The sequence below is a fragment of the Nocardioides endophyticus genome, assembly GCF_039543845.1.
In the GTDB taxonomy this organism is placed as follows: domain Bacteria; phylum Actinomycetota; class Actinomycetes; order Propionibacteriales; family Nocardioidaceae; genus Nocardioides; species Nocardioides endophyticus.
Genome location: NZ_BAABKN010000019.1, coordinates 71,428 through 94,563 on the forward strand (window position 1 = coordinate 71,428; position 23,136 = coordinate 94,563).

A 23,136-nucleotide genomic window follows, 5' to 3' on the forward strand; every position below is an offset into this window, starting at 1 on the left:
CCACCTCAGGTAAGAAGAGCCCGTTAAGGCAAGATCCCGAGGCGGCGGCAGGCTACTACCATCTCGTGTCTGCTGTGGACGCTGAATTGAGCCATCAAGTCCCGCATGTAGCTCTTGACGGTCTGGGGGCTGATGCAGAGCCTCTCGGCCACTGCGGCATAACTATCGCCCGTTGCGACGAGGGAGAGGACATCCAGCTGCCGCTCGGTGAGCGATGGTTGAACGTCGTCGATATTGTTGATGGTCTCCAAAAGGTTCTCAAGCTGCTCGAAAGTCTTCGGATCCGTCGTGGTCGACCGCATCTCCCGTAGCCGGGCGTACACCCTGCGTAACGCCTCTTCGTTTCGCTGGCTTGTCTGGGAGAGAAGAGTCGTTTGACTCACTACCTGATGTTCCACCTCGTCGCAGACCGCGAGCCGGTGGGCTAACCGTCTCGCGTCGGCTTCAACAGCGGCCTGCATGCGATCGCCTCTCGCACTGCCCTGACGAACGGCTCCGTAGAGCACGCCACGAACACGTGGGCCGACGATTACCGGTGCCGCGACCAGCCCGACGATGCCTTCCGCGAGCACGGGGGTGTCGTACTCGTGAGTAATTTTCCGGGCGCGGCGGTAGTCGTCGATGGAGACGACTCGGGCTTGGCGCCACGCGAGTCCTCCAGCGCCCGCCCCTCGGGCGACGGCCAGATTGGAGAGGCGCCCGGAATGGCCTCCCGAGAAGTTCTTGAGAACGAGGCGTCCGTCAGAGATGTCTCCTGCGAAGGCGAGGTCAACCCCGGAGGTAACTCGAAGCTGGACGACGGCCGACTCCCAAACGTCCGCGGGGGATCGTGTCGCGCCGAGACCTTGCCTCATGCCGCGGTCCTTCTCGTCGCCGGTGTGATCTTTGTCAGCATACACTTGATGTCTTGTTCCAGTACAGCACTTCAACAACGTTCCTGCTGCACCGCCCCGAGGGCACGTTGAGCGTGTCGTCGCCTCGGTAGACGCGGTTGGCATCTGCTGGCGACCGGACGCAGAGGCAATTGCCAGGCGCTACGGCCTAGAAGCGCCCACTTCGGGGGGTGGTGGTCCGACTCATATCAGCAGCAGAGTCTCCGCCACGCGAGGTCGCCGCTCGCGAACTCGAACTGTCCGAACATCGCACGAACCACACCACGACCGGAGGAGGAGCCGATGGCGCACGTGGACACCGGTGGGTCTGATCGCACCGAAAACGTCAAGATTGTGCTCTCGGACGGGACGCCGCTTGCGTGCAACGTGTACCGAGCAGGTGATGAGCCAGCCCCGGTGGTCGTCGGCTTCTATCCTTACCACAAGGACGCCCTCATTGGCTCCATCTGGGAGTACACGCGGCGCCGTTTCGCGGAACACGGGTACTCCACGGTGCTCGTTGACTTCCGTGGGACAGGACGCTCCAGAGGTGAAGTGATCCAGGCCTTCCACAAAGAGGAGGGTGACGACGAGGTCGAGGTAGTCGAATGGCTGAGCACGCAGCCCTGGTGCAACGGAAGGGTGGCCGTGATGGGGGGCTCCTACGGAGCCATCAGTGCGCTGAAGGTGGCCTCTCGCAAGCCGGCAGGTCTGCGAGCCATCGTGCCCATCAACGGGACTCGCAACATATATCCCGAATTTCTCGCGCCTGGCGGGATCCCCAATGCCTTGGGGAGGCACGTGTGGGCAACCTTTATCTTGACGCTGACGGCCTCGCCATCAATCGATCATGAGCCGGCCGATGAGTGGCGTGACGTTTGGGCCCAACACCTAGACACCTTCCGGTCGGCCGACGTACCCCCGGTCAACTGGCTGCAGCATCCCTATCGCGACGAAGCGTGGGATTCGTGTGACATTGATGTATCTGCCATTGAGACGCCCACATTCCTGATCGGCGGATGGGCGGACGTGTTCCCGAACTGTATGGACGACTTTCGTGAGATCCGTGCACCCAAGCTGGCGGTGATGGGCCCATGGGTCCATGGGCTTCCTGACAACGCTGCGATCGAAAACTGGGACTGGCAGGGAGACGTTCTCCGCTGGCTCGACCCGCTCATGAAGGAGGAGGAGACCTCGGAGTTGGTTGTCGAAGACGGGGTCCGGACCTACGTCGGTGGTGCGGGAGTGTGGCGGGCCGATGCGCACTGGCCTCCAGATGGCGCATCGACGACGCAGTTGTTTCTCGGCGATGGGCATTCATTGACGGACGCCACTCCGTCTCGCAAGGGGGTCGATGCTTACGTCGCTGACCCGACGGTCGGTGCCGACGGGCCCCTCATGGATCCGATGGCGCTTGGCATCGGATATCCGTTGTCGCAGGAACGGGATGCATCGAGGTCATTGACCTACCTGGCCGCGCCGGCGTCGAGCGACCTCGACATTGTCGGGCGGGCCGCGATGGATCTCTTCGTCGAATGCGTTGACGGGGGAGACTTCGACTTGACAGCGAAGCTCCATGACGTGAGCCCCGACGGGCGTACAACCTTCATCGCTGCCGGCTATCGTCACGTCAAGCGGGACGGCAGTTCCTCCAGCCTCGAGGATCACGTCACGATCGACTTCAATGACACGTGCTATCGGCTACAGACCGGGCATCGCCTGCAAGTCAGTCTGGCTATGGCTGACTTCCCCTACCTGTTTCCTATGCCCGAGAACAAGAGGATTCTTGTTCATCGCGGACCCGAGCACCACTCAGCCCTGACCATCAAGTCTGTCGAGCCAAGGCAGGACGACCGTCCAGGTTCCCACGTGCCGGGCCCCAGGCTGCCGTGGGTGCACGACGGAGCCGCGTCCTGGGACGTCGCCGTCTCTCCTTTGGAGGAGATGATCACGCACAGGTATGGATTCACGCAGACTCTCCACCTGCCCGGCCGGGCTCGCTACGAGATGGACGTATCTACGGTCTCCCGTGTCAGCCGCCTAGCCCCATCCGACGCTGTTGTGGAGTGCACCGTTAGCGCAACTGTCCACCAATCCGACGGATCGGTCATCACCGTCAGCACGGACAGCACTGCCCAGCGAGGCCACTTTGAGTACCAAACGACGGTAGCCGAGGCAGGTAGAGCTTCCGCCGTCATCACGGGGAGCTCGGGGTCCGGACCCGGCTGTTCTTCGGCGTCGGTCGATTGAGGTGAAGCGGTCAATGCGATGTAGCACCCCAGACTTCATCGGCTTGCGGCGCCGGGGCCCAGCTCGGGCCCTCAGGAGTAGCGCGACAGTGACCACTCAACCACTAGGAGAAGAGAAGACAATGACAACAAGGTTGCAAACGGCGCGCAACGGACGCGCAGCCGTCATCTTGCTAGCGCTCCTCGGCCTTCTGCTCACTGGCCTTTCGGGATGCGGTTCCGAAGATAACGGAAGCGGGGGTGAAAAGGATAAAGGCGCTATTGCCATGAGCTTCGGCGGATCAGATGTGTACATCTGGAACCAGATTCTCGACATCATGCGAAAAGACATCGAGGCCTCCGGCTACGAGTTTCTCACCGACGATCCTCAGTGGGACGTTGCGAAGCAAGCCTCCGACTGGGACACGTGGGCGACCCGGGGTGACGTGAAGGCCATCATGGGTTGGCCCATCGAGGCGAACGCGCTCGGTCCTGTGACCAAGAGGATCAATGACAAGAACATCCCGGTGCTGGGCTACGCCGCGACGTGGGATGGCGTGGACGCCTCGTTCTTGACAGACGCACACAAGGAGGGCGTCGCGATGGGCGACGACGTCGCGAAGTGGATCACTGAGAAGTATGGTGCTGACGCTGCCGTGGATGTCGGGATCTTCCACACCAGTGACGCTCAAATTGGTCGCGACCGGCTTGCAGGCGAAAAGGAGGCCCTCGAAGCGGCGCTGCCGAACGTTCAAATTCACCACGTGAACGGGATTTCCAGAGAGGTCGGGTACGAGGGTGTCAAGCGCGTTCTTACGGCCCACCCCGACACCAAGGTCTGGATCGGTGATAACGAGGCCGTTCTCGGTGCGTACAAGGCACTGAAAGAGGACGGCGTCGCCGCCGACGATCCCGACTACTTCCTCGGGGCACTCGACGTCACCAATGAGTCGCTGGACCTTCTCAAGGTGAAAGACAGCATCCTGCGATCTGCCTATGTCTACCGGCCCGAGGATGTCGCCGAGGTCTGTGTGAAACTGCTGCTGGCTGCTGCGGCGGGCGAGAAGGTGGAGGACCTCTATGCCTCCAACAGCCCGGTCACTGCGGAGACCGCTGACCAATTCTACACCAAGTGACCTGGCGTCGTTTCCGGAGTAAGGACAACCATGTCGACCCCGATCGTCTCGCTCGAGAATGTCAGTGTCACGTTCGGAGCCACCCGCGCACTCGTAGACGAGTCGCTTCACATCTATCCGGGCGAGATCATCGGGTTGCTCGGTCACAACGGTGCTGGTAAGTCAACGCTGGTGAACGTAGCCACTGGGGCGGTGGCTCCCGACCGCGGAGTGATGACCGTCGACGGCCACAATATGCCGCTGCGTGGTCGGCCGAAGGCCCTCGAGGCCGCCGGCATCAAGGTCATCCACCAGGAGCCTTCCTTGGCTACCAACCTTCGCGTGGGGGAGAACATCTGCCTTGCCACGCCCCTCGAGCGCCGGCCGAAGCGGGAGCGTAAGCGTGTCGCGGCAGACGCTCTAGCGAGCGTAGGAGCTGGTTCGATCAGCCTGAAGGCCCCGGTCGGCGACCTCAGCTTCGGCCAACGTCAACTGGTGGACATCGCTCGCGCACACGCCACTGACTTGCGCGTGATCTTCCTAGACGAACCAACTGCAGCGTTGGGGAAGAAGGAGACAACTGCTCTCCACGGGTTGCTGGTCGAGCTTGCCCAGAGCGGTAAGGGAGTTGTCTACGTATCGCATCGACTCAAGGACGTCCTTGAGCTTTGTACCCGCATCGTCATTCTGCGCGAAGGTCGCATCGTGATGGATCAGGAGAACGTCGGCATCACGGCGGCAGCGTTGACAGCTGCCCTGTCACCATCGAGCGCCACGCCAGGCGCGACGCACCGAGCCGGCGAACTGGGAGCCATCGACGATGCCGCGAAGCTGATGGTCAACACCCCGCATCAGACCCTCGGGTTCGAGCCTGGGAAGGTCACTGGACTCTTCGGCATGGCAGGAGATCGACAGTTCGATCTTTTGGAGTCTCTCTACGGCCTGAGTCGTGGTGTTGATGCCACCCTGGGTGACGCCAGGTTCGCCCCGTCTGGTCCGAGGGCGGCCGTTCGGGCCGGGGTGCATTACGTCAGTGCCGACCGGGAACGGGACTCTTTGATCGACGGTATGTCCGCTCGCGACAACCTCCTGCTGCCGTGGTTGAAGCAATTCTCGCGATTCGGTGTGATATCGAACCGGCGTGTTCGCCGTACGTACGACGCTAGCCGGGACGAGTTGAGCATTCGGGGTGCGCGCGATATAGACAACATCAGCTCCTTCAGCGGCGGCAACCGCCAGAAGGTGGTAATCGCACGCTGGATGTTGGTTTCCCGTCCGCGGCTACTCCTGCTCGCGCAACCCACCCAGGGAGTCGACGTGAGCGCCCGACAGGAAATTGCCACAGCGGTGCGCGCCGCTGCGTCCGCCGGCGTCACCGTCGTGGTCGCCTCGGCTGAATCGGACGAGATCGACCTCCTTTGCGATTCAGCGTACGTCTGTCGCTCCGAAGAGTGGCGTCCTGTCCCGCGAGGCGTGCGCGACTTCCAAGAGCAGTTGCTCGCCGCACTTTTGGCGTGAGCGCCAAGAGCTTCGAACCCAGAGGATTAGAAAATGCGCGTAGTTCGCTCCCTTGCAGCAACCAACAGTACGTTCATCGGGCTCGTCATCCTCATCATTGTGTTTGGTTCGCTCAACAGTCGCTTTCTGACTTCAGCGAACGCAGAGAATATTGTTCTCTCAGTCACAGAGTTGGCCATTTTGACGGCTCCGTTGGCGCTCTTGGTCATCTCGGGTTCGGTCGACTTGTCGGTAGGCTCTATCGCTAGCGTCGGCGGCGTGACCATGGGTATGGTCATGAGTGACACTGGGTCATTGACCCTCGGCATTCTCGCAGGTCTGGGCTTCGGAGTTGTGGCCGGGGCTATCAATGGCGGCTTGGTCGCATATGCTGGTCTCAACCCCATCGTCGTAACCCTCGGATTTCTAGCCGTGTGGGGCGGAATCGCGATGTACTTAACAGAAGGTGCGACCCTGTTCGAATTCCCCGGGAGCTTCGAGAGTTTGGGATCCTACCGACTGTTCGGAATCTTCCCCGTCGCTCTTCTTGTTGCGGTGGTTGTCATTGGCGTCAGCTGGTGGATCTTGCACGCCTCGCGGTTCGGCAAGTATCTCTATTCTATCGGCGGAAATGAGCGAGCCGCCTTCCTCATGGGTGTCTCGGTGAAGCGCGTGCGATTGGCCATGTTCGTCGCGGTTGGCCTTACATCCGCTATCGCGGGTATGCTGCTCGCCGTCAAACTAGGGGCGGCCGCACCGCAGGCTGGGCGCGGGGTGGAAATCCAGGCCTTGACGGTCGTCCTTCTCGGAGGTGTTGCTTTTGCAGGTGGAGCGGGCCGCATGACCGGGGTGATCGCCGGACTTCTTTTTGTTGGAGTACTGCAGAACGGGCTCGTCGTTGTGGGTACGTCACAGTTCCTGCAGCAGTTCTTCATTGGAGCGGCTTTGCTTGTTGGCATTGCGATCAACGACTCAATGGGCCGTCTCGTGCGGAGAGGTCCTGCGAGCCCCGGACGGGACCTCGTCGACGTCGTCCACGATGCCGACACTGGCACGGCCCCCGACGGCGATGGGCAACCGGGGCCCGTCTCCCGTTCGGGCGAAGAAGGTCTTAGGAGTGCGGGGCAGCATGACTACGAAGGATCTGGACAATGACCAATGTGATCTCCCTGGTTACACGGACTCCTACAGAGGTTCTGCGTGTGGGCTCGGGACCTGCTGAGGACCAGACAACTCACCTACGAGACGGCAGTTGACCAATCTGAGTGGCCCGATGTAGGCGCACGATTAGTTTCGTGCACGACTGGTTTTGACTCGTGCGCTCGAGGCAACTATCAACCGGGACTTGTCGTCGTTGAGGAAGATGGACGTTAAGCGGCATTCTCAGTGACGACCTTGTTTCGCGGTCCGAGCAGGTCGTTGGGCACTTGGTTGCCGGTGGTGTGGGGCGCGGTGACAGCGGCATGGTCATGATCGGCAATTCGGCAAAGGGGCGCCGATGACCGCTGGCGGTCCACCTTCGATTCACGCGAGCCAGTCCAGTCAGAGCTCGCGTGCAATAGTTTTCCTCGCCACCCTTCCGCCAGGTCCCCCAGCTTAACTTCGGAAGTCATGACGACAAACAATGAGGAGCATCTGCGATGAGTGAAATGAGAACTGGGACGATGGCAGGCCGTAGCCAGGATTGGTTGGGAAAGACGGTGGTTGTGACAGGAGGCTCGTCCGGCATTGGCGCTCAGGTCGTCCGTCAGTTCGCGGAAAGGGGCGCGACGGTCTTCAACCTCGACCGTGACTTGCGGCACCCATCAGACGATCTGAACAACTCGGGATCATCGATTGTGCAGATCGCAACGGACGTCTCGGACCCGGAATCCGTTTTGAAAGCGCTGGAGCACGTCCGCAGCGCCGCGGGCATCCCTGACGTGCTGGTCAACGCTGCAGGGATCTATCCGTCCCACACTCTCGTGACGATGGAGGATGAGAATTGGTCGGACGTGCTGAACGTCAACCTGCGGGGGCCGTTCCTCACGATGCGGTGGCTGGCCAGGGCTGTATCTGGCGACCATGCTGTCGACCGATCGAACTTGAACCGTCGGGTGATCAACATATCGTCCGGGGCGGCCCGCACGGGCCGCGCCGGGGCTGGCCACTACTGTGCGTCGAAGGCCGGTCTGGAGATGTTGACGAAGGTCGCGGCGCTGGAGTTCGCAGACCTCGGGATCGCTGTCAACGGCGTGGCGCCAGGATTAATTGCGACGCCTGGGACCGCTGACCTCTCCCCGGACTTCTGCGAGATACTTGTGCAAGGCCAACCGGTTCATCGCTTCGGCGAATCGGACGAGGTCGCGCGAGCCACCCTCTTCTTGGCGGACCCGGCCACGACGTTCATCACAGGGACGGTAATTGACGTCGACGGCGGTTTCATGGCCGGACGCCCACTTCCGGTGGCATAGCGGCTCTTCACAATCCAGGGTGTAGTCGTGGCCTGAACCCGCCAGCCTCGAGCAGGCTCCTGGCGATGTAGTTGGTCAGACTGCGGAACCGAGTGCTGAGCCGCGGAGGTGTTCGAGCCTGCCGTTGATTGCCTCGGTCGGCGCCGGTGTGCAGGATCCGCGGCGACTTGTAGAGCGGGTCGTCCTTGGACCCGCGGTGACCGTGGATCGCGAGTTGCACGCGGCGTCGGCAGTTGTCGAGGGCGTCGCCGGCGAGGTGAGGTCGGCCCGGGGCGCGGTGCCAGCGTTTCGGCTGGTCCGTTTCCCCGGGCCGCCTCCCGAACCGGACGTGCGACTTTCACCGCATCCGGCTCTGCACGAGGTCGTGCCGATAGTCGGGCAGGTGCGGGCTCGGCTCACGGTGTCGCGATGTTGCCCCGGTAGCGGTAACGGGTGACCGCCACCGCTGCGGGGTCGAGCAGGACGACCCCTGCGTGTTGGGCCACCACCCCTGGACGGAGTAGCGGCGACGCAGGGCCTTCCAGCCGGTCTTGCGGCGCTTGTTGCGGAGCCAGCCGACGGCCCGCGACCACGTGTAGTGGCGTAGGTCGCCGAAGGCCCGCTTGGGCACCCCGTGCTGGAAGTACCGGGTCCAGCCCCGTAACAGCATGTTCAGTTGCCGCAGCAACTCGCTGAGGGGCTGGTTCGTGCCTTGCTGGGTGATCGCCTTGACCTTCCGACGCACAGCAGCCACCGACTTGCGGGCCGGGAAGGTATAGACGAACGACTTCGACGTGCCCGGCTCGCGGTGCCTCTGGATGCGGAAGTCGTCGGCGCAACGGACCAGCCGGTAGACCGGGCTGACCGTGTCGGCGGCGCCGTGAACGATCGACCCGGGTCGCGCTGGTGGATTCCCAGACCCGGGCGGGGAGAGAATCCCGCCTTGTGGTGTCCCGGTGTCGGTGTGCCTCAAGACCTGGTCCTCGCTGAGGGCTCCGGCCTTGAGGAACGCCTTGACCAGAGCCAAGACTCGCTTGTCTCCGACGCGACGTCGCACCCTGCCCATCAGGGCGGTGTGGTCGATCTCGTCGAAGCAGGCCTCGATGTCGGCCTCGAAGATCGGCCCCAACACCAGCACCAGGCTCGCCTGGATGACCCGGTCAGCAACGGTGGGGATCCCGAGCGTCCGGAACTTGCCCGGCGACTTGGGGATCTTGCGCTGCTTGACCGGCGAAGGAGAGAACTGTCCCGACTTCACCGACCATCGAAGGTCGGCTAGGAAGTCCGCTCGGCCGTCCCGGGCCTCGATCGTACGGACGGTGAGTCCGTCGATCCCGGCCGAGCGTGCCCCGGTGTTACCGGCAACCTGCTCCCACGCAACGCGTAGGAAGGCGGGGTCCACCACGAGGTTGAACAAGTCATCGAACCGGGCCGTGGGGTCCCCGTTCGACCATCGGTGCAACTTGGTCTGCATCCCCAGTACCCATTCCCGCGCCTCAACGAGGCTCGGCCACGGCGCGTCGATATTCACCGGTGGCCTCCTGGCATTGCACGACCTGCCCATCTGCGACATCGATGTGGGCAGTTGCGATCTCGCTGCCGCCCTTCGCCATGTAGACGGCTTTCCTGTCCTCGGACTACTACGGCGGCTCTGCCCCCTGCAGGACCCATCGGGCGACGGTGGCCCTGCCCACCGGTCCGCGGGCTGCGGATCGGGTAGGGCGGACCCAGCAGGGTTCCCATGTTCACTGTGTGACGGTCGGCGGGGTCGGTGCCCAGCTCTGCTCCGGCAGCATCGCTACGAGTACGCCGCAGGCCTTCCTCGTAGCCTTCCGAACCGGCGTCAATAGCCGTCTCGGGAGTCGCCTCCTCACCCGTGTAGTCGGCGTGCACTGCGTCCCGGCCCAGATCCGCCAGATTGGAGCCGGTTCCGCGATTACGGAGGTTCATCCACTGGTTCACTCTCGTGACACCTTCCCGTCGTTCGCCGGACCCGACCCGATCTGGCAGTACTGGACGTCCCGGCTTGTCAGGGCTGCTTCCCACCCTCACCAGCACCTCCTGGATCAGGCTGCCCTCAACTTCACCCGGCCGCTGCGACGACCAGGCGATGGAGATCTCTCACCCCCATCCGTACACACAGCGCCTCATGGCGCACCCGCACCACGTGAAAGGGATCCATCACCGCGACCGCGTCGGGCAACTCCTCGGTGGTAGCGGTCTTGAACCCGGTGAACCCGTCCATCACCACGACCTCGATACCGTCGCGCCACGCCTGCGGGCGTTCGGTCGGCCAGATCTTGAACACCTGCTTGGAGCGGCCCTCGACCATGTCGAGCAACCAGGCGGGTCCGGTGGCGTCACGGATCGGGGTGAGGTCGATGATCGCGGTGACGTACTTGTCACCGCGCCGAGTGTGGCTCCAGGCGTGCTCGTCGACCCCGATCGCGGTGTTCCACGCGGCCGCGAGTCGTTCAGCGACGCGGGCCACGGTCAGGTGACCGACCACGATCCCTTCCAGCGCCTACCGCAGTCCACGACGCGAGAGCTTGGCCCGAGGCTCAGCCGCCAGACTGTGTCTTGGCGCCACACATGCCCGCAGCCGGTGCAGCGGTAGCGACGCACCGCGACCTCCAGGACCGTGGGTCGCCACCCGAGGGGCTCATGCGCGAGCCGGCGGATGACCGTGTCCCGAGGAGCGCCCTCACAGCCGCAACGACGACACCACTCATCCGGGGTGAGGACCCTACAGGCGAGCACGGCCCGATCGGGCTCGAGGCGCTGACCGGTCACGACGAGATCGAGCTCATCGAGTCGGCAGAACGTGGTCAGGTCCGGACGAGCGCAGCCCGCCCGACAGGTAGCGTCAGACACGTCGAGGTCTTCCAGATGTCAGGCGTGGGAACCTTCATCCTCACGGAGACCTCGACCCCTATCCAGACACCGACGCGCCGACGCTCCAGCCGCCCGGACTACACCCTGACGCGAAGATTCACCGACGGCGAGGATGCAGCCGTGAGGGCTGCGAGGCTTCGTCGAGCGTGACGCGATAGCCCATCGCTTCAAGCTGACCGATGGCCGGCTGCCTGGCTCGCTCTGGTCGAAGTCGGGTGTAGTAGTCGGCTCCGGGATCGCCGTAGAGGGTGCCAGTGGTTCCGATGTGCCAGATCGCGACGAGAAGCGCGTGCTGGACGGCGACGTTGGCCTTCTGGGGTCCGCGGCGGGTTGCGGTCCGCCTGTATTTGGCGTTGAGGTAGGTGCCCGGTGTTCGGGCGATCGACATCGCTGACGCCCCGAGCACACCCTGAAGGTAGGGGTTGCCTGGACGGGTCCGGCTGGACTTCACCCGGCCCGCAGACTCGTTGTGCCCGGGGTCGTCCCGGCCCAGGAGGCGAGGTGCTCCGCGGTTGGGAAGCGGCACATGTCGGCGCCGGTCTCGGCCACGACGACGTCGGCTGTGCGGGTGCTGATCCCGAGGATGGTGCAGATCAGGTCGTGGAAGCCACGAAAGGGCTCCTTCATCGCCTCGATCCGTTCAGTCAGCTGATCGATCACCGCGGTGTGCTGATCGATCAGGTCGAGGTGGACTCGGGCGAGGAACGCGTGGTGATCGTTGAACCGGCCGACCAGTGCTTCGCTGAGCTGCGGGATCTTGACCCGCACCCGGCGCCGGGCCAGGTCAGTCATCCGAGCCGCGTCACGCTCACCAACGATCAGTGCCTCGATCATCGCTCGTCCTGAGACCCCGACGATGTCGGTGGCGACCGAGGAGAGCTTGATCCCAGCGTCCTCGCGCAGTTTCTCCAGCCGCTGGATCCCCCGGGAGCATTCCCGGGTGGGTCCGGGTCCGGGTCAGGTCACGCAGCTGCCGGACCGGCTCGGGCGGCACGAACGAGCCGCGCACCAACCCGTGCCCCGAGCTGGGCCAGCCAGGTGGCGTCAGCGACGTCGGTCCTGCGGCCGGGCAGGTTCTTCACGTGCCGGGCGTTGACCAAAACCACCTCGGCCCGGGGAGGTCTTCGAGCAGGTAGTAGAACCACTTCCAGTAGTCGCCGGTCGCTTCCATCACCACGCACGTGACCTGCTCGGCGGCCAAGTACTCCCGCAGCGCCAGGATCTGCGACGTCATCGATGACCACGTCGTGACTGTCTCGTCTGCTTTGCGTCGACCGGCCCCTGCGACTCGGACGCAGACCTTGGCATCCTTCTTTCAGATGTCCAGCCCGGCACACCGGTCGTGTATCACTTCCATCCCCGTCGCTCCTCCCCATCTATTCGGAACCCTTCGAAGGGTCCGTCGCGGGAGGACGCCGAGCGCGGGTGCCGTTACTCAGGCAGGGCATCCTTGCTGATGACCCAGAACTTCTTGTGGAACGGACCCTTCGAGGTCCACGTCACGTGGACGCCGGACGGGATGGCGATCAGGTCGCCGGCTCGGAAGTCAAACTCCTCACCCGTTTCGTCGTTTCGGAGGTGCGCCTCGCCTTCGAGCATCAGGATCGTCTCGTCACCGCGGACGCCCGTGTAGGGAGTCGTCAGGCCGCCGTCGACCTCGCACCCAGGAAGGCCGATACCCGTACGCCAAAGGCCCGACATCAAGGTGCCCGTCGTGCCCTCCGCGAAGAAGACGACATACTCGCCCTTGGTAAGGTCCCCTTCAACGGGCTCCGTGAAGTCATTCTGCGTCCATACCGCAGGGTTGTCACTGATGTTGGCGATGGTCACGTCATCATGGTGCACGCCTGTCGACTGACTTCCGTCCCAGGTCGTCCAGAACTTCTTGAAGTATGGAGCCTGGCATTCCCACTCCACCCGCAGTCCCTTGGGCTGGTACACGATCGAGCCCGGTCCAACTGTGTGCTGCCTGCCACTTTCCACAACTGTCAAGATGGCCGAGCCGTCGAGCACTACAGCACACTCGTCTCCCAGCGGCGACGACCACACGAACTTACCGGAGCCGTCTGCGTTCGCTCCCGGCGCTCCCGCGTGGTGGCGCCAGAGACCGGCTGTCAGGGTGCCGCTCGTTCCCTCCGGCCGGAAGAGGGCGACCTCCCCATGAGTTTGAGTTGCCTGAGCAGGCTCATCCCACTGGAACGGCTGCCATTCATTCTTGCTCGGATCCACGGTTCCCTGAAACAGGCGACCCGCGCTAACGGTGGCTGTCATGTGATTCCTCCTTGCACCTCAGCGGCCGCGCCGATGTGCGTCGTATGTTGTGCTTGTCGAGGCAAGCGATGACTCGAGACTCCCAAGCTAGACAGCTGCGCGCCGTGCGTCACTGTCCTGGGGAGCCAAGAGATTGCGAGTGTTTTGGCGCGGTGACGAGTCCTTGAGGAGAGTCCAGGGGAGTGGTGGGGTTTGAGGTCCGGCGGGTCGGCGTGAAGTAGGCGGCCATCGTCGGGATCTTCGGTGTGAAACGACCAAGTCACCCACTGAAGGAGAACCACCGATGGCCTTGTCCAAAGTCTGCCTTGTCCGAGTTGCTCGAGGCATCCGAGCGGATCGGCGCCGCACCGTATGAACGCACTGATTCCCGTGTCACCGAACGCAGTGGTTACTGCTCGAGGTCGTTGTCGACCAAGGCCGGCGACGTCGAGCTGCGGATTCCCAAGCTCAGCAAGGGCTCGTTCCTCCCGGTCATCCTCGAGCCCCGGCGGCGGATCGGCCAGGCGCTGTACGCGGGGGTGATGGAGGCCGGCCTACGTTCATGGCGTCTCGACTCGCGCCGTGGACGAACTGGTCGAAGCGATGGGCGTCGAGGCTGGGATCAGCAAGTCCGGGGTCTCGCGGATCTGCGCCGGCCTCGACGAGACCGTCGGTGCGCTCCGGACCCTGGACCTCGACCACACCGAGTTTCCCTACGTCTACCTCGATGCGACGTACCTCAACGTCCGTAACACCACCTCCCAGGTGGTCTCGATGGCCGTGGTGGTCGCAACCGGGATCGCCGCGGACAGTTCCTGGGAGGTCCTCGGGCTGGACGTCTGCGACAGCGAGGACGAGACGTTCTGGCGCGGGCTCCTGACCAACCTCAAGCCACGCGGCGTGCACGGCGTCAAGCTCGTGATCAGCGACCACCACTCGGGTCTGAAGTGGTCCTTCCAAAGTGCCGGGCACCAGCGATGGCGGGTCCACTTCGCCGCAACCTGCTCGCCCACGTGCCGAAGTCCCACGCCGACATGGTCGCCGACGTCTTCCGCACGATCTTCGCCCAACCCGACGCCCAAGCCCCGCCGCCGTCATCCGGCTCGTCGGCGCGGTCCCGGCCGATATGCACGACGAGTGGCAAGCCGGTGATCGTCGCTACCTCTCCGAAGGATCCATGGCTCCGCTCTACCCCGACAGCGATACTGGAGACATCGCCGCCATCAACAGCGGCGAGTAGGCACCGAGGATCACCTCAAAGCCCACCACCCCGCGGGACTCTGCCAGTCCTCGCGTTTAGGACTGAAGCTGGGCGGGCTAGCTCGGTTTGAGCGACCCTCAAGGATCGCGTGGTAGGAGAACACATGGATGAGGCGGCGGTCACGGCGCAACGGATGCTGCTTGGCGAGAAGATGGCCGATGAGTTTCCTAAGCTGGCTCACAAGCTGCAGTCCTCGATGCTTGAGCAGATCCCGGAACTCGCCGTGGACTCTGTGGTGGTCGAGATGCTGGGGACCAGCATCCGTAGCAACCTCGAGACGATCGCCCAGGTTCTGCGGAATGTGGTCGACGTGGAGTCCGTGGTGGCGCCGATTGGCGCACGAGAATACGCAGAGCGGTTAGCCCAGCGCGGCGTGTCGCTCATCGCGCTGCTGCGGGCCTACCGCCTCGGGCAGCGAATCCTCATGGACTGGAGCTTCTCAAAACTCGACGAAACGGTGGATCCCGACGTTGCGTTAGCCTCTTACCACGCGTTCTCCGGCCTGATCTATCGCTATGTCGACTCGATATCCGAACAGGTCGTTGCCGAGTATCAGCGCGAACACGAGAGATGGATCGCTCACCGAAGCAACGTCGTTGCCGAGATCCTCGATCAGTTACTTGCTGGCCACCCGGTGGACGTGGACAAGGCCGAAGTGGTTCTCGATCATGGCCTCCGCCAGACGCACCTCGGGGTTCTGGTATGGACCGACGCTCCCACCCCTGAGGTACTTGATCCCGCGCGGCTGGAGCGAGCCGTTGCCAGACTGAATCGCTCGATGAACGGTTCCGGTGCGGTGCTTTTTTGGCCCAAAGACCGAGTTACCGGCTGGGCCTGGTTGGTGGTCGATAGCGACGAAGAGCTTCCTGACCTGGCCCAGTTTGATACCGCCTTGATGGAGACCGAGCCGCACGTGCGCGTTGCTCTGGGGACCCCTGCAGTTGGGCTGGAAGGCTTCCGTGCGACTCACCTGGAAGCTCGCCGCGCTCAGCAGGTAGCGCTCGTGGCCGGGGGCCGAGCGCCGCGGATCGTTTCCTATGGCGATTCGGGCGTGCGATTCACGTCGCTGCTGGTGGACGACCTCGAAGCGGCGAGGCGGTTCGTCGGCGGCGCCCTCGGTGGCCTTGCTGAAGACACGGTATCTGCTGAACGTCTTCGACAAACGGCGCTGGTATTCCTGGAAATGAAGGGAAGTCACACGACGACCGCCCAGCGTCTTCATCTGCACAAGAACTCGGTCAAGTATCGCCTGAAGCGCGCAGCCGAGAAGCGCGGCAGGCCGGTGGACGAGGAGCGGCTTGACCTCGAGCTCGCGCTGATCGCCTGTCGGTGGCTGGGCCCGGCGGTCTTGAGTGACCCAGCTGACTCGTAGACGTGACGGAGGCTGTTCGTCAGCACCTCTCGGTCGCGTAGGCGTGGCCGGCAGGAGCGGTCGTTGCGATGTCTGTTCAGAACCTGAACACCACTGATGCCTGCTCCAAGGAACAGCCGGGACTGGCTCAATGATCAAAGTGAGAAACATGCCGGCATCCAGTCCGTACACGAGCCCGGAGCAACAGGCGGACCTCGAACGCCTCGGCGCCCGCCTACGCGAACGCCGGAAAGCCCTCGGTGTCACCGTAGTCGCCTGTGCCGAAGCCGCTGGCGTGTCGCGCGTGACCCTGCACAGGATCGAGGCCGGCAACCCCTCGGTCACGATCGGCGCCTACAGCAACGTCGCAGCCGCACTCGGGCTCCACCTCGTTGTCCCGATCCTCGACGATCCAGCAGCGGAGCCGGAGACGATCACGGTCGGCGACTACCCAGGCCTACGCACGCTGGCCTGGCAGACCGACGCCGGCACCACCATCACCGAGACAGAGGCACTCAACCTCTACGAACGCGGCTGGCGACACCTCGACCAGGAAGCCCTCACCGATCACGAGAAGGCGTTCATCCAGCACCTAGCGCTTCCGGAGCACGGGTTGGGGTGACAGGTCGACGTCTCTGGCTGCTTGACCGGTCGGTCAGGCAGCAGTCTGTCGGATACGGCGCTTGAGTTGCTTCTTGACCTGCAGGGGTGTGCGGCCGGCCATGTAGTCGCCGTTGTTCGGGCGGTCGTTGTTGTAGTCCACGGCCCAGGCCTGCAATGCCTTGTCGAGAAGTGCGAGGTCCTCGACGCGGCCGCGGTGGAAGTGCGCGCGGTAGAACTCCTGGAGAACGGTGCCGTGGAACCGTTCACAGACCGAGTTGTAGTTCGGCGACCTCGGCGGGATCCGATAGTGGTGCAGCCCCAGCTCGCTCACGCGGGTCTTGAACGCCTTGCCGACGAACTCTGGGCCGTTGTCGGTCAGGACCCCCTCGAGAGTGATGCCGTGCTTGCGGAGCGTCTTCTTCAGCTGGTCCAGGAGCAGCGCCGCCACCGCCGCGGTCTTGTCGCCCACGACGAGTTGGACGACCGCGACACGGGTCGCGATGTCGACCGCGGTCAGCTGCCACACCGCACCGACACCCTGGAGACGCCCGACGTAGCTGGAGACGCCCGACGTAGAAGGCGTCCAGGGCCACGACCTGGCCCGGATGGCTGGCGTACTGGCAGAACCCGAACGGGCCCTCGAGGGCGGCCTCGGTGAGCTGACCGGTCTCGGTCGCAGTCAGGCTGGCCAACGCGATGACACGCTGCCTGGCGGTGCCCAGGTTGTGACGCCGCAAGACCGTCGCGACACCGGACGCCGAGCGGTTCACCCTCGCTTCTTGAGGTGTCGCAGCAACGACTTCGGACCCAACGTCGGCCTGGCGATCGCCTCGGACAGAATGACCGCGACCTCCTCGGAGGTCATCGCGTTCGGCTGGTGGGGCCTGCATCGATCACGCGGCAGCAGTGCCGAGAGGCCGTACTGCTCGGCCTTCTTGATCCACTCGTAGTAGGTCTTACGCGAGACGCCGAAGACCCGACAGGCCTCGCTCACGTTCCCGATCTTCGCGGCGTACTCGATCAACCGAACACGCCTGTCGTACACAATGTCCTCGTGGGTCACGGAATGACTCCTCGTTCTCTAGATCTTCAGCAATCCAGAGACTGTCTTCCGTGGCCCACCCCTACGCGCAGGCTCACCGGGTGTCACCCCAACCCGTAATCCCTAAGGCCTAGGTGATGCCGAGCGTGTCGTCGTGTCGCAGCTTGCGCTCGAGGGCATCGCCTCGGCCGCCCCCTTATCAATTCCTTGGAGGCGTCAGCGGCGCGGAGTTCCTCGGCGGGGCGGCCGGGGACGGTTGGCTTCCTGCCGGTCACGAGCCGCATCCTGCGACGGGATCCGCCCCGCGATGCCTTCGCCGGCGTCGATCGGGATCTTGAGGCGGGACACGATCCGGTAGCGCAGGTCGCGGGCCGGGCCTGTACGTGGGCCTGCTGCAGCATCGCGGCGGTGGCCGGCCAGTCGCCCTGCTCGAGCAGACGAGGGTCGCGCTTGCGAGCCATGGGAGCCCACCGCTCGGCGGGAGTCTTCTCGGCCGCGGCAACGAGCCGGGCGCGAACCTCGCTGCTCTTGTGGAGCTCGTACAGCGCCGCCTTTCACGGGTCGGCATCCCAGGTCTTGACGGCGTCGCGCAGGTCGCGACGTTCCGCGGCGTGGGCCGAGCCTTCGCCTGGCTTCCGTTCATGCGGCTGGCGTGGGCGCTGCGGGGTGTCGTCGGGGTGATCTGCATCGTGCAGTCGATCGCTGAGGACCGACACTCCGGGGATTCTGGGCGGCGCAGCGATCGCCCTGACCTACCTGGTGCCGGCGGCCACCCGGCGGATCGAGGCCCACTCGGCGGCCGCGGCCGACCAGATGTGGTCTCCCTCGGCCTGGGCTCCGTGTTGGCCGGCCTGCTCCGGTTTCAGGGTCATCCCATGCGGCTGCAGCGGTTGCAGCGGCTGGAGACTGCCGTCGAGCAGCAGCCGCGACCGCGGCTGCACTTGGTGCACGGCTGAGGAGCGGCTGGACGTCCTGGCCATCAACGAGCTGGGACGGGCGCTCTACGCCCCGATCTTCGACCAGCCGGGTCGGCCGACCAACCTCGCGCGGTTCGCCTTCCTCGACGACCGCGCGTCACGTGGTGATCGGATTCCTGTCATGCCGTGGCGTCTTGGCGCTCCCGAGCAAAGTGCGAGCAGTCAATGACCGGAGGCGCGATCACCGGACTCCTGAGCTGGGGACAGTGCCTCGCACAGCTCGAAGATCATCGTGCGCCGGTCCAGGGACGGCGGTGGCATGTCGAGCGAGCAACTCGCTCCTCCGAAAGAGCAGCCACCAACAATGCGCGCCACAAGCCGTCCGTGGGATCGTCAAGGGCGAGGCGCAGCGTGGTCTCGTCGTGGTCCGCCGCCCGCGCCAGCTGGCGACCCACGTTGATCACCAACGACTCAAGCGCCAACAAGGCCACCTCGTCCTGGAGGAGGGCCTGGCCAGGCAGGGGAATCGACGCGGCGGCCTCCATCGCCAGGCGGCGCAGCCGCTCGGGAGGCAGCCCCACGACCACCGGCGAGACGGCGCCGTACGGCAAGAACGGCCGGCACGAGCGGGCTTGGGCCGACCGACCACGTGCCGTCATCCGTCGGGCCTGCCACGCACATCTCATGAATGCTCTCCTCGTTCGTCGCTGTGACGGGCAACACTGTCTCGACGGCGCCACTCAGGCGTCCGCGAAGATACTGAGATCACCTACGTACGTGACCGTGGTCACGAAGGGAGCGGCTGGTTGCGTCGGCCTGACGCCTGAGCGCGATGCGCCGGGAGCGCCTACGCTCGACCGAGACAGGGAGGGGGTTCCGATGCCGCGAGGCAGGAGAGGGGTGACCGGCAGCGTTCCCGCCGAGGTCACCGCCCTAATCGGGCGCAAGGCCGAAGCGGCCGACGTGAAGCAGATGCTCGCGCGGGCGCGGGTCGTGACCCTGACCGGCCCGGGAGGCGTGGGCAAGACCCGGTTGGCGCTGCGGTTGGCGCACTCAGTCCGATCCGCGTTCGCGGATGGTATCTGGATGGTTCCCGTGGCCGAGCTGGAGCAAGCCGACCTGCTGGCCGCGACCGTGCTCGCCCGTCTCGAACTGGACGGACTGACCGGGACGCGCGTCGAGGACCTCGCTGGCGCGATCGGCGACCAGCAACTTCTGCTCGTGCTGGACAACTGCGAGCACCTCACGGACGCCGTGGCAGCCCTGGTGACCCATCTGCTCGCGTCGTGCCCCGAACTGCGGGTGCTCACGACCAGCCGCGAGGCCTTGCGGGTCGCCGGCGAGGCTTTGTACGTCGTACCGCCCCTCGCGCTGCCCGGCCCCGGAGCACTGAAGCCGGGAGAGGCTCAGCGTTTCGACTCTGTGGCGCTCTTCGTGGAACGCGCGCGAGCGATCGATCCGCACTTCGAGTTGGGCCCTGATGGCGAGCGGATGGTCGCCGACCTGTGCCAGCGGCTCGATGGTCTGCCGCTGGCGATCGAGCTGGCGGCGTCCAGCACGCGCTGGCTGTCGCTCGACTCGCTCGTCGAGCGCGCTGGGGACCCGCTGGACGGCCCGCCGTCGGGCCTGCGGTCGGCGCCCGACCGGCACCAGTCGCTGCGGGCCAGTCTCGGCTACAGCTACGACCTCTGCTCGCCGGCGGCCCGGACGTTGTGGGCGCGGTTCTCCGTCTTCCGCGGCGGCGCCGATCTCGAGGCCGTCGAGGCAGTCTGCCTGACGGCCGGGCCCGACGGTGTCTCCGACGCCATCCGTCCCGACCCGCTGCGGGGCTCGGTGCCGTCGGCGCTCTTCGAGTTGGTCGACAAGTCAGTCGTCACGCGTGAGGGGGACCACTACCGAATGCTCGAGACGATCCGGCAGTTCGGGGCCGCGCACCTGGCGGGGGACCCCGCGGACCAGGCGGCCGTGAATCTCGCACACCTGCGGTTCTTCGCCCTGCGCGCCGAGCGGTTGAGTGAGGGGTGGTTCGGGCCCGACCAGCAGGCCCTGCTCACGCAGAGTCACGCGGACCACGCCAACTTCCGTGCGGCCCTCGAGCTCTCCTTGGAGGCGCCCCGATGGGCGGCGCTCGGGGTGCGGGTCGCGCGCGAGCTTTGGGCCTTCTGGATCGGTACGGGGTCGCCCGCCGAGGGCCGGCACTGGCTCGGTCGCCTGCTCGCTCTCGACGGCCTCGCCGCGGACGAGCGAGCGCGCGCCCTGTGCGTCAGCGGCTTCCTCGCAGCCGTCGACGGTGACGTCGCGGCCGCCCGCGCTCACCTCGACGAGTGCCTGGTGGTCGCGGCCCAGGTCGGGGACCACGCCACGACCGCGCACGCGATCAGCACCCTGGGGGTCGCTGCGCTCTTCGACGGGCAGCTGGAGGACGCGGTGGAGAAGCTGACGCGCGGGACGCTTCTCGAACGCCAGATCGGCGAGAACGCGCCGTACCTCGTCGACAGCCTGATCAACCTCGGCCTCGCACTGTCGGCGGCGGACCGCCTACCCGAGGCCCGGCTTGTTCTGGAGGAGGCGCGGACGTTGTGCGAGGCGAGCCGCGAGCAGCTGCTGTTGTCGTGGACGCTGATCTTCCTGGGGCTCACCCACCTGCGCGAGGGGCGACTGCCCGAAGCCGTCTCCCTGGCCCGGGACGGCCTGTCCCTCAAGCGCTCGGTCGGCAACAACCAAGGTGTCACCTGGGCCGTGGAGATCCTGGCCTCGGCGGCGGTCCGCGCCGGTGACGGCACCCGAGCCGCCACCCTGCTCGGCTACTGCGACGCGCGAGCCACCGACTTCGGGCCGCCCTTCCACGGCTTCCCGGGCATGGTCACGTGGCACGACGAGGCCGTCGCCCGAGCCCGCGAGGCGATCGGCGCAACGGCCTTCGCGGAGGCCGCCAGGCGGGGGGCCAAGTTCTCGCTCGACGAGCTGATCTCGCTCGCGCTGGACGAAGCCCCCGCGGTGTCGGGCACGGCCGACGGTGCGCCGAAGCAACTGCCGCTCACCGCCCGCGAGCACGAGATCTCCACCCTCGTCGCGCGCGGTGACACCAACAGGGAGATCGCCGCGCAGCTGGTCATCTCGCCCCGCACGGTCGACACCCATGTGCAGAACGTCCTGACCAAGCTGGGGTTCACGTCGCGCAGCCAGATCGCCGCCCTCTTCGCCTCGGACCGGAAGGGTCTCGCCCGGTCCCAGTGGTAGGCGTCAGGCGTCGGCCCAGGCCACGCTGAGGTACTGCGTCTCGGTGAACTCCTCCAGGCCGATCCGCGCGCCCTCTCGGCCGACGCCGCTCTGCTTCATGCCCCCGAAGGGCGCTGACGGGTCCGAGACCAGTCCTCGGTTGATGCCGACCATGCCGGCCTCCAGGGACTCTCCGATACGCAGCGCGCGCTGCAGGTCGCCGGCGTACACGTAGGCCGCGAGGCCCATCTCGGTGTCGTTGGCCGCCGCGACGACCTCGGCGTCGGTGGTCCAGGTGACGATAGGTGCCACCGGGCCGAAGATCTCGGTCCGCACGATCTCGGCGTCGGCCGACACGTCGCGCAGCACCGTCGGTGCGAACCAGAAGCCGTCGCCCTCGGGCGCCGGTGCCTGGTGCGTGATCCGTGCGCCGGCGGCGAGGGCGCCCGCGAGCAGGGCCTCGGTGTCCGTGACGGCGCGGGCGTTGATCAGCGGGCCGATGTCGCAACCGTCGGTCGCGGGTCCGACGCGCAGCTTCTCCACGGCCGCCCCCAGGCGCTCGGTGAACTCGTCGGCGACATCGGCGTGGACGTAGAAGCGGTTGGCGGCGGTGCAGGCCTGGCCGCCGCCACGGAACTTGGCGATCATCGCGCCGGCGACGGCCGCCTCGAGGTCGGCGTCCTCGGTGACGATGAAGGGGGCGTTCCCGCCCAGCTCCATCGAGGCGTTCAGGACGCGGTCGGCCGCCTGGCGGAGCAGGACCTGGCCGATCTCGGTCGATCCGGTGAACGAGATCTTGCGGACGCGCGGGTCCGTCATCCAGGTGCCGACGATGCTGGAGGCCGATCGCGACGGCACGATGTTGACGACGCCGGCGGGCAGCCCTGCCTCGACCAGCAACCGTCCGAGCGCGAGGGCGGTCAGCGGCGTCTCTGAGGCGGGCTTCAGCACGACGGTGCAGCCGGCGGCGAGTGCGGGGGCGATCTTGCGTGCCGCCATCGCGGCGGGGAAGTTCCACGGCGTCACCAGGGCGGCCACGCCGACCGGATGGTGGGTCACCAGGGTGCGGGTGCCTCCGGCGGGGCTCGGTCCGTAGTCGCCGCCGGTGCGGACGGCCTCCTCGGCGAACCACCGGAAGAAGTCGGCCGAGTAGGTCACTTCGCCCGTCGCGTCGCTCAGGGACTTGCCGTTCTCGGACGCGATGAGCGCGGCCAGCTCGTCGCGGTCGCGGATCATCAGCTCGTAGGTACGCCGTAGCAGCTCGGCGCGCTCGCGCGGGGCCACCCGGCGCCACTCGACCAGCGCACGCTCCGCGGCGTCGACGGCCAGGGTCGCCTCGGCTGGCGTCCCGTGGGAGACCGACGCGATGACCGCGCCGGTCGCCGGGTCGGTGACGTCGAACTCGCCGCCGGTGCCAGGGCCCCAGGCGCCGTCGATGAAGATGTCATGCATGG

Annotated in this window: 17 protein-coding genes and 4 pseudogenes; 10 read left to right on the top strand and 11 right to left on the bottom strand. The window is 65.5% G+C overall.

The window, feature by feature from the left end; translation table 11 throughout:
• Nucleotides 1-23: 23 nt before the first annotated feature.
• Nucleotides 24-899 carry a helix-turn-helix transcriptional regulator gene (locus ABEA33_RS15010; RefSeq protein ID WP_345527623.1) on the bottom strand — a complete coding sequence of 292 codons (876 nt, stop codon included), beginning with the start codon at nucleotides 897-899 and terminating at the stop codon, nucleotides 24-26.
• Between the two features lie 276 nt (nucleotides 900-1,175).
• Here ABEA33_RS15010 and ABEA33_RS15015 point away from each other — a divergent pair, with 276 nt between their 5' ends.
• From ABEA33_RS15015 to ABEA33_RS15035, 5 genes are all read left to right on the top strand, one after another.
• Nucleotides 1,176-3,122, top strand: coding sequence for a CocE/NonD family hydrolase (locus tag ABEA33_RS15015; protein ID WP_345527624.1), 1,947 nt, complete (start codon nucleotides 1,176-1,178; stop codon nucleotides 3,120-3,122).
• Nucleotides 3,123-3,387: 265 nt separating this feature from the next.
• Nucleotides 3,388-4,236, top strand: coding sequence for a sugar ABC transporter substrate-binding protein (locus ABEA33_RS15020; protein ID WP_345527625.1), 849 nt, complete (start codon nucleotides 3,388-3,390; stop codon nucleotides 4,234-4,236).
• Between the two features lie 30 nt (nucleotides 4,237-4,266).
• Nucleotides 4,267-5,733 carry an ATP-binding cassette domain-containing protein gene (locus ABEA33_RS15025; protein ID WP_345527626.1) on the top strand — a complete coding sequence of 489 codons (1,467 nt, stop codon included), beginning with the start codon at nucleotides 4,267-4,269 and terminating at the stop codon, nucleotides 5,731-5,733.
• 33 nt (nucleotides 5,734-5,766) lie between these two features.
• Nucleotides 5,767-6,867: an ABC transporter permease gene (locus tag ABEA33_RS15030; RefSeq protein WP_345527627.1), complete on the top strand. Its 1,101-nt coding sequence runs from the start codon at nucleotides 5,767-5,769 to the stop codon at nucleotides 6,865-6,867.
• Nucleotides 6,868-7,352: 485 nt separating this feature from the next.
• On the top strand, nucleotides 7,353-8,165 hold the full coding sequence (locus ABEA33_RS15035; RefSeq protein WP_345527628.1) for an SDR family NAD(P)-dependent oxidoreductase: 813 nt from the start codon (nucleotides 7,353-7,355) through the stop codon (nucleotides 8,163-8,165).
• A 7-nt stretch (nucleotides 8,166-8,172) separates the two neighbouring features.
• On the opposite strand, the pseudogene ABEA33_RS27490 reads toward ABEA33_RS15035, so the two are convergent.
• From ABEA33_RS27490 to ABEA33_RS15060, 5 genes and pseudogenes are all read right to left on the bottom strand, one after another.
• A pseudogene (locus ABEA33_RS27490) lies at nucleotides 8,173-8,421 on the bottom strand (hypothetical protein); the annotation flags it as partial.
• An 81-nt stretch (nucleotides 8,422-8,502) separates the two neighbouring features.
• Nucleotides 8,503-9,618 carry a group II intron maturase-specific domain-containing protein gene (locus ABEA33_RS15045; RefSeq protein WP_345527629.1) on the bottom strand — a complete coding sequence of 372 codons (1,116 nt, stop codon included), beginning with the start codon at nucleotides 9,616-9,618 and terminating at the stop codon, nucleotides 8,503-8,505.
• 666 nt (nucleotides 9,619-10,284) lie between these two features.
• Nucleotides 10,285-11,018: pseudogene (locus ABEA33_RS15050) on the bottom strand (transposase); the annotation flags it as partial.
• Between the two features lie 118 nt (nucleotides 11,019-11,136).
• A pseudogene (locus ABEA33_RS15055) lies at nucleotides 11,137-12,396 on the bottom strand (IS110 family RNA-guided transposase).
• Between the two features lie 74 nt (nucleotides 12,397-12,470).
• A complete protein-coding gene (locus ABEA33_RS15060; protein ID WP_345527630.1) occupies nucleotides 12,471-13,310 on the bottom strand; it encodes a cupin domain-containing protein in 840 nt (279 codons plus the stop codon).
• 305 nt (nucleotides 13,311-13,615) lie between these two features.
• Here ABEA33_RS15060 and ABEA33_RS15065 point away from each other — a divergent pair.
• The 3 genes and pseudogenes from ABEA33_RS15065 to ABEA33_RS15075 form a co-directional block, all read left to right on the top strand.
• Nucleotides 13,616-14,529, top strand: a pseudogene (locus ABEA33_RS15065) (IS256 family transposase); the annotation flags it as partial.
• 124 nt (nucleotides 14,530-14,653) lie between these two features.
• A complete protein-coding gene (locus tag ABEA33_RS15070; protein WP_345527631.1) occupies nucleotides 14,654-15,922 on the top strand; it encodes a PucR family transcriptional regulator in 1,269 nt (422 codons plus the stop codon).
• A 148-nt stretch (nucleotides 15,923-16,070) separates the two neighbouring features.
• Nucleotides 16,071-16,523 carry a helix-turn-helix domain-containing protein gene (locus tag ABEA33_RS15075; protein ID WP_345527632.1) on the top strand — a complete coding sequence of 151 codons (453 nt, stop codon included), beginning with the start codon at nucleotides 16,071-16,073 and terminating at the stop codon, nucleotides 16,521-16,523.
• 33 nt (nucleotides 16,524-16,556) lie between these two features.
• On the opposite strand, the gene ABEA33_RS15080 is transcribed toward ABEA33_RS15075, so the two are convergent.
• The 3 genes from ABEA33_RS15080 to ABEA33_RS15090 all read right to left on the bottom strand — a co-directional run bounded on the left by ABEA33_RS15080 (nucleotide 16,557) and on the right by ABEA33_RS15090 (nucleotide 18,262).
• Nucleotides 16,557-17,030, bottom strand: coding sequence for an integrase core domain-containing protein (locus tag ABEA33_RS15080; protein ID WP_345527633.1), 474 nt, complete (start codon nucleotides 17,028-17,030; stop codon nucleotides 16,557-16,559).
• A gap of 240 nt (nucleotides 17,031-17,270) precedes the next feature.
• On the bottom strand, nucleotides 17,271-17,567 hold the full coding sequence (locus tag ABEA33_RS15085; protein ID WP_345527634.1) for a helix-turn-helix domain-containing protein: 297 nt from the start codon (nucleotides 17,565-17,567) through the stop codon (nucleotides 17,271-17,273).
• A gap of 533 nt (nucleotides 17,568-18,100) precedes the next feature.
• Entirely contained in the window at nucleotides 18,101-18,262 is a 162-nt protein-coding gene (locus ABEA33_RS15090; RefSeq protein ID WP_345527635.1) for a hypothetical protein, read from the bottom strand.
• A gap of 247 nt (nucleotides 18,263-18,509) precedes the next feature.
• Here ABEA33_RS15090 and ABEA33_RS15095 point away from each other — a divergent pair, with 247 nt between their 5' ends.
• A complete protein-coding gene (locus ABEA33_RS15095; RefSeq protein ID WP_345527991.1) occupies nucleotides 18,510-18,692 on the top strand; it encodes an MmyB family transcriptional regulator in 183 nt (60 codons plus the stop codon).
• 58 nt (nucleotides 18,693-18,750) lie between these two features.
• Here the strand turns inward: ABEA33_RS15095 and ABEA33_RS15100 are convergent, their stop codons facing one another.
• On the bottom strand, nucleotides 18,751-19,050 hold the full coding sequence (locus tag ABEA33_RS15100) for a hypothetical protein (protein ID WP_345527636.1): 300 nt from the start codon (nucleotides 19,048-19,050) through the stop codon (nucleotides 18,751-18,753).
• A gap of 313 nt (nucleotides 19,051-19,363) precedes the next feature.
• Between ABEA33_RS15100 and ABEA33_RS15105 the strand changes: the two genes are divergently transcribed.
• Entirely contained in the window at nucleotides 19,364-21,703 is a 2,340-nt protein-coding gene (locus tag ABEA33_RS15105) for a helix-turn-helix transcriptional regulator (protein ID WP_345527637.1), read from the top strand.
• 3 nt (nucleotides 21,704-21,706) lie between these two features.
• Here the strand turns inward: ABEA33_RS15105 and ABEA33_RS15110 are convergent, their stop codons facing one another.
• On the bottom strand, nucleotides 21,707-23,134 hold the full coding sequence (locus ABEA33_RS15110) for an NAD-dependent succinate-semialdehyde dehydrogenase (RefSeq protein WP_345527638.1): 1,428 nt from the start codon (nucleotides 23,132-23,134) through the stop codon (nucleotides 21,707-21,709).
• Nucleotides 23,135-23,136: the final 2 nt, after the last annotated feature.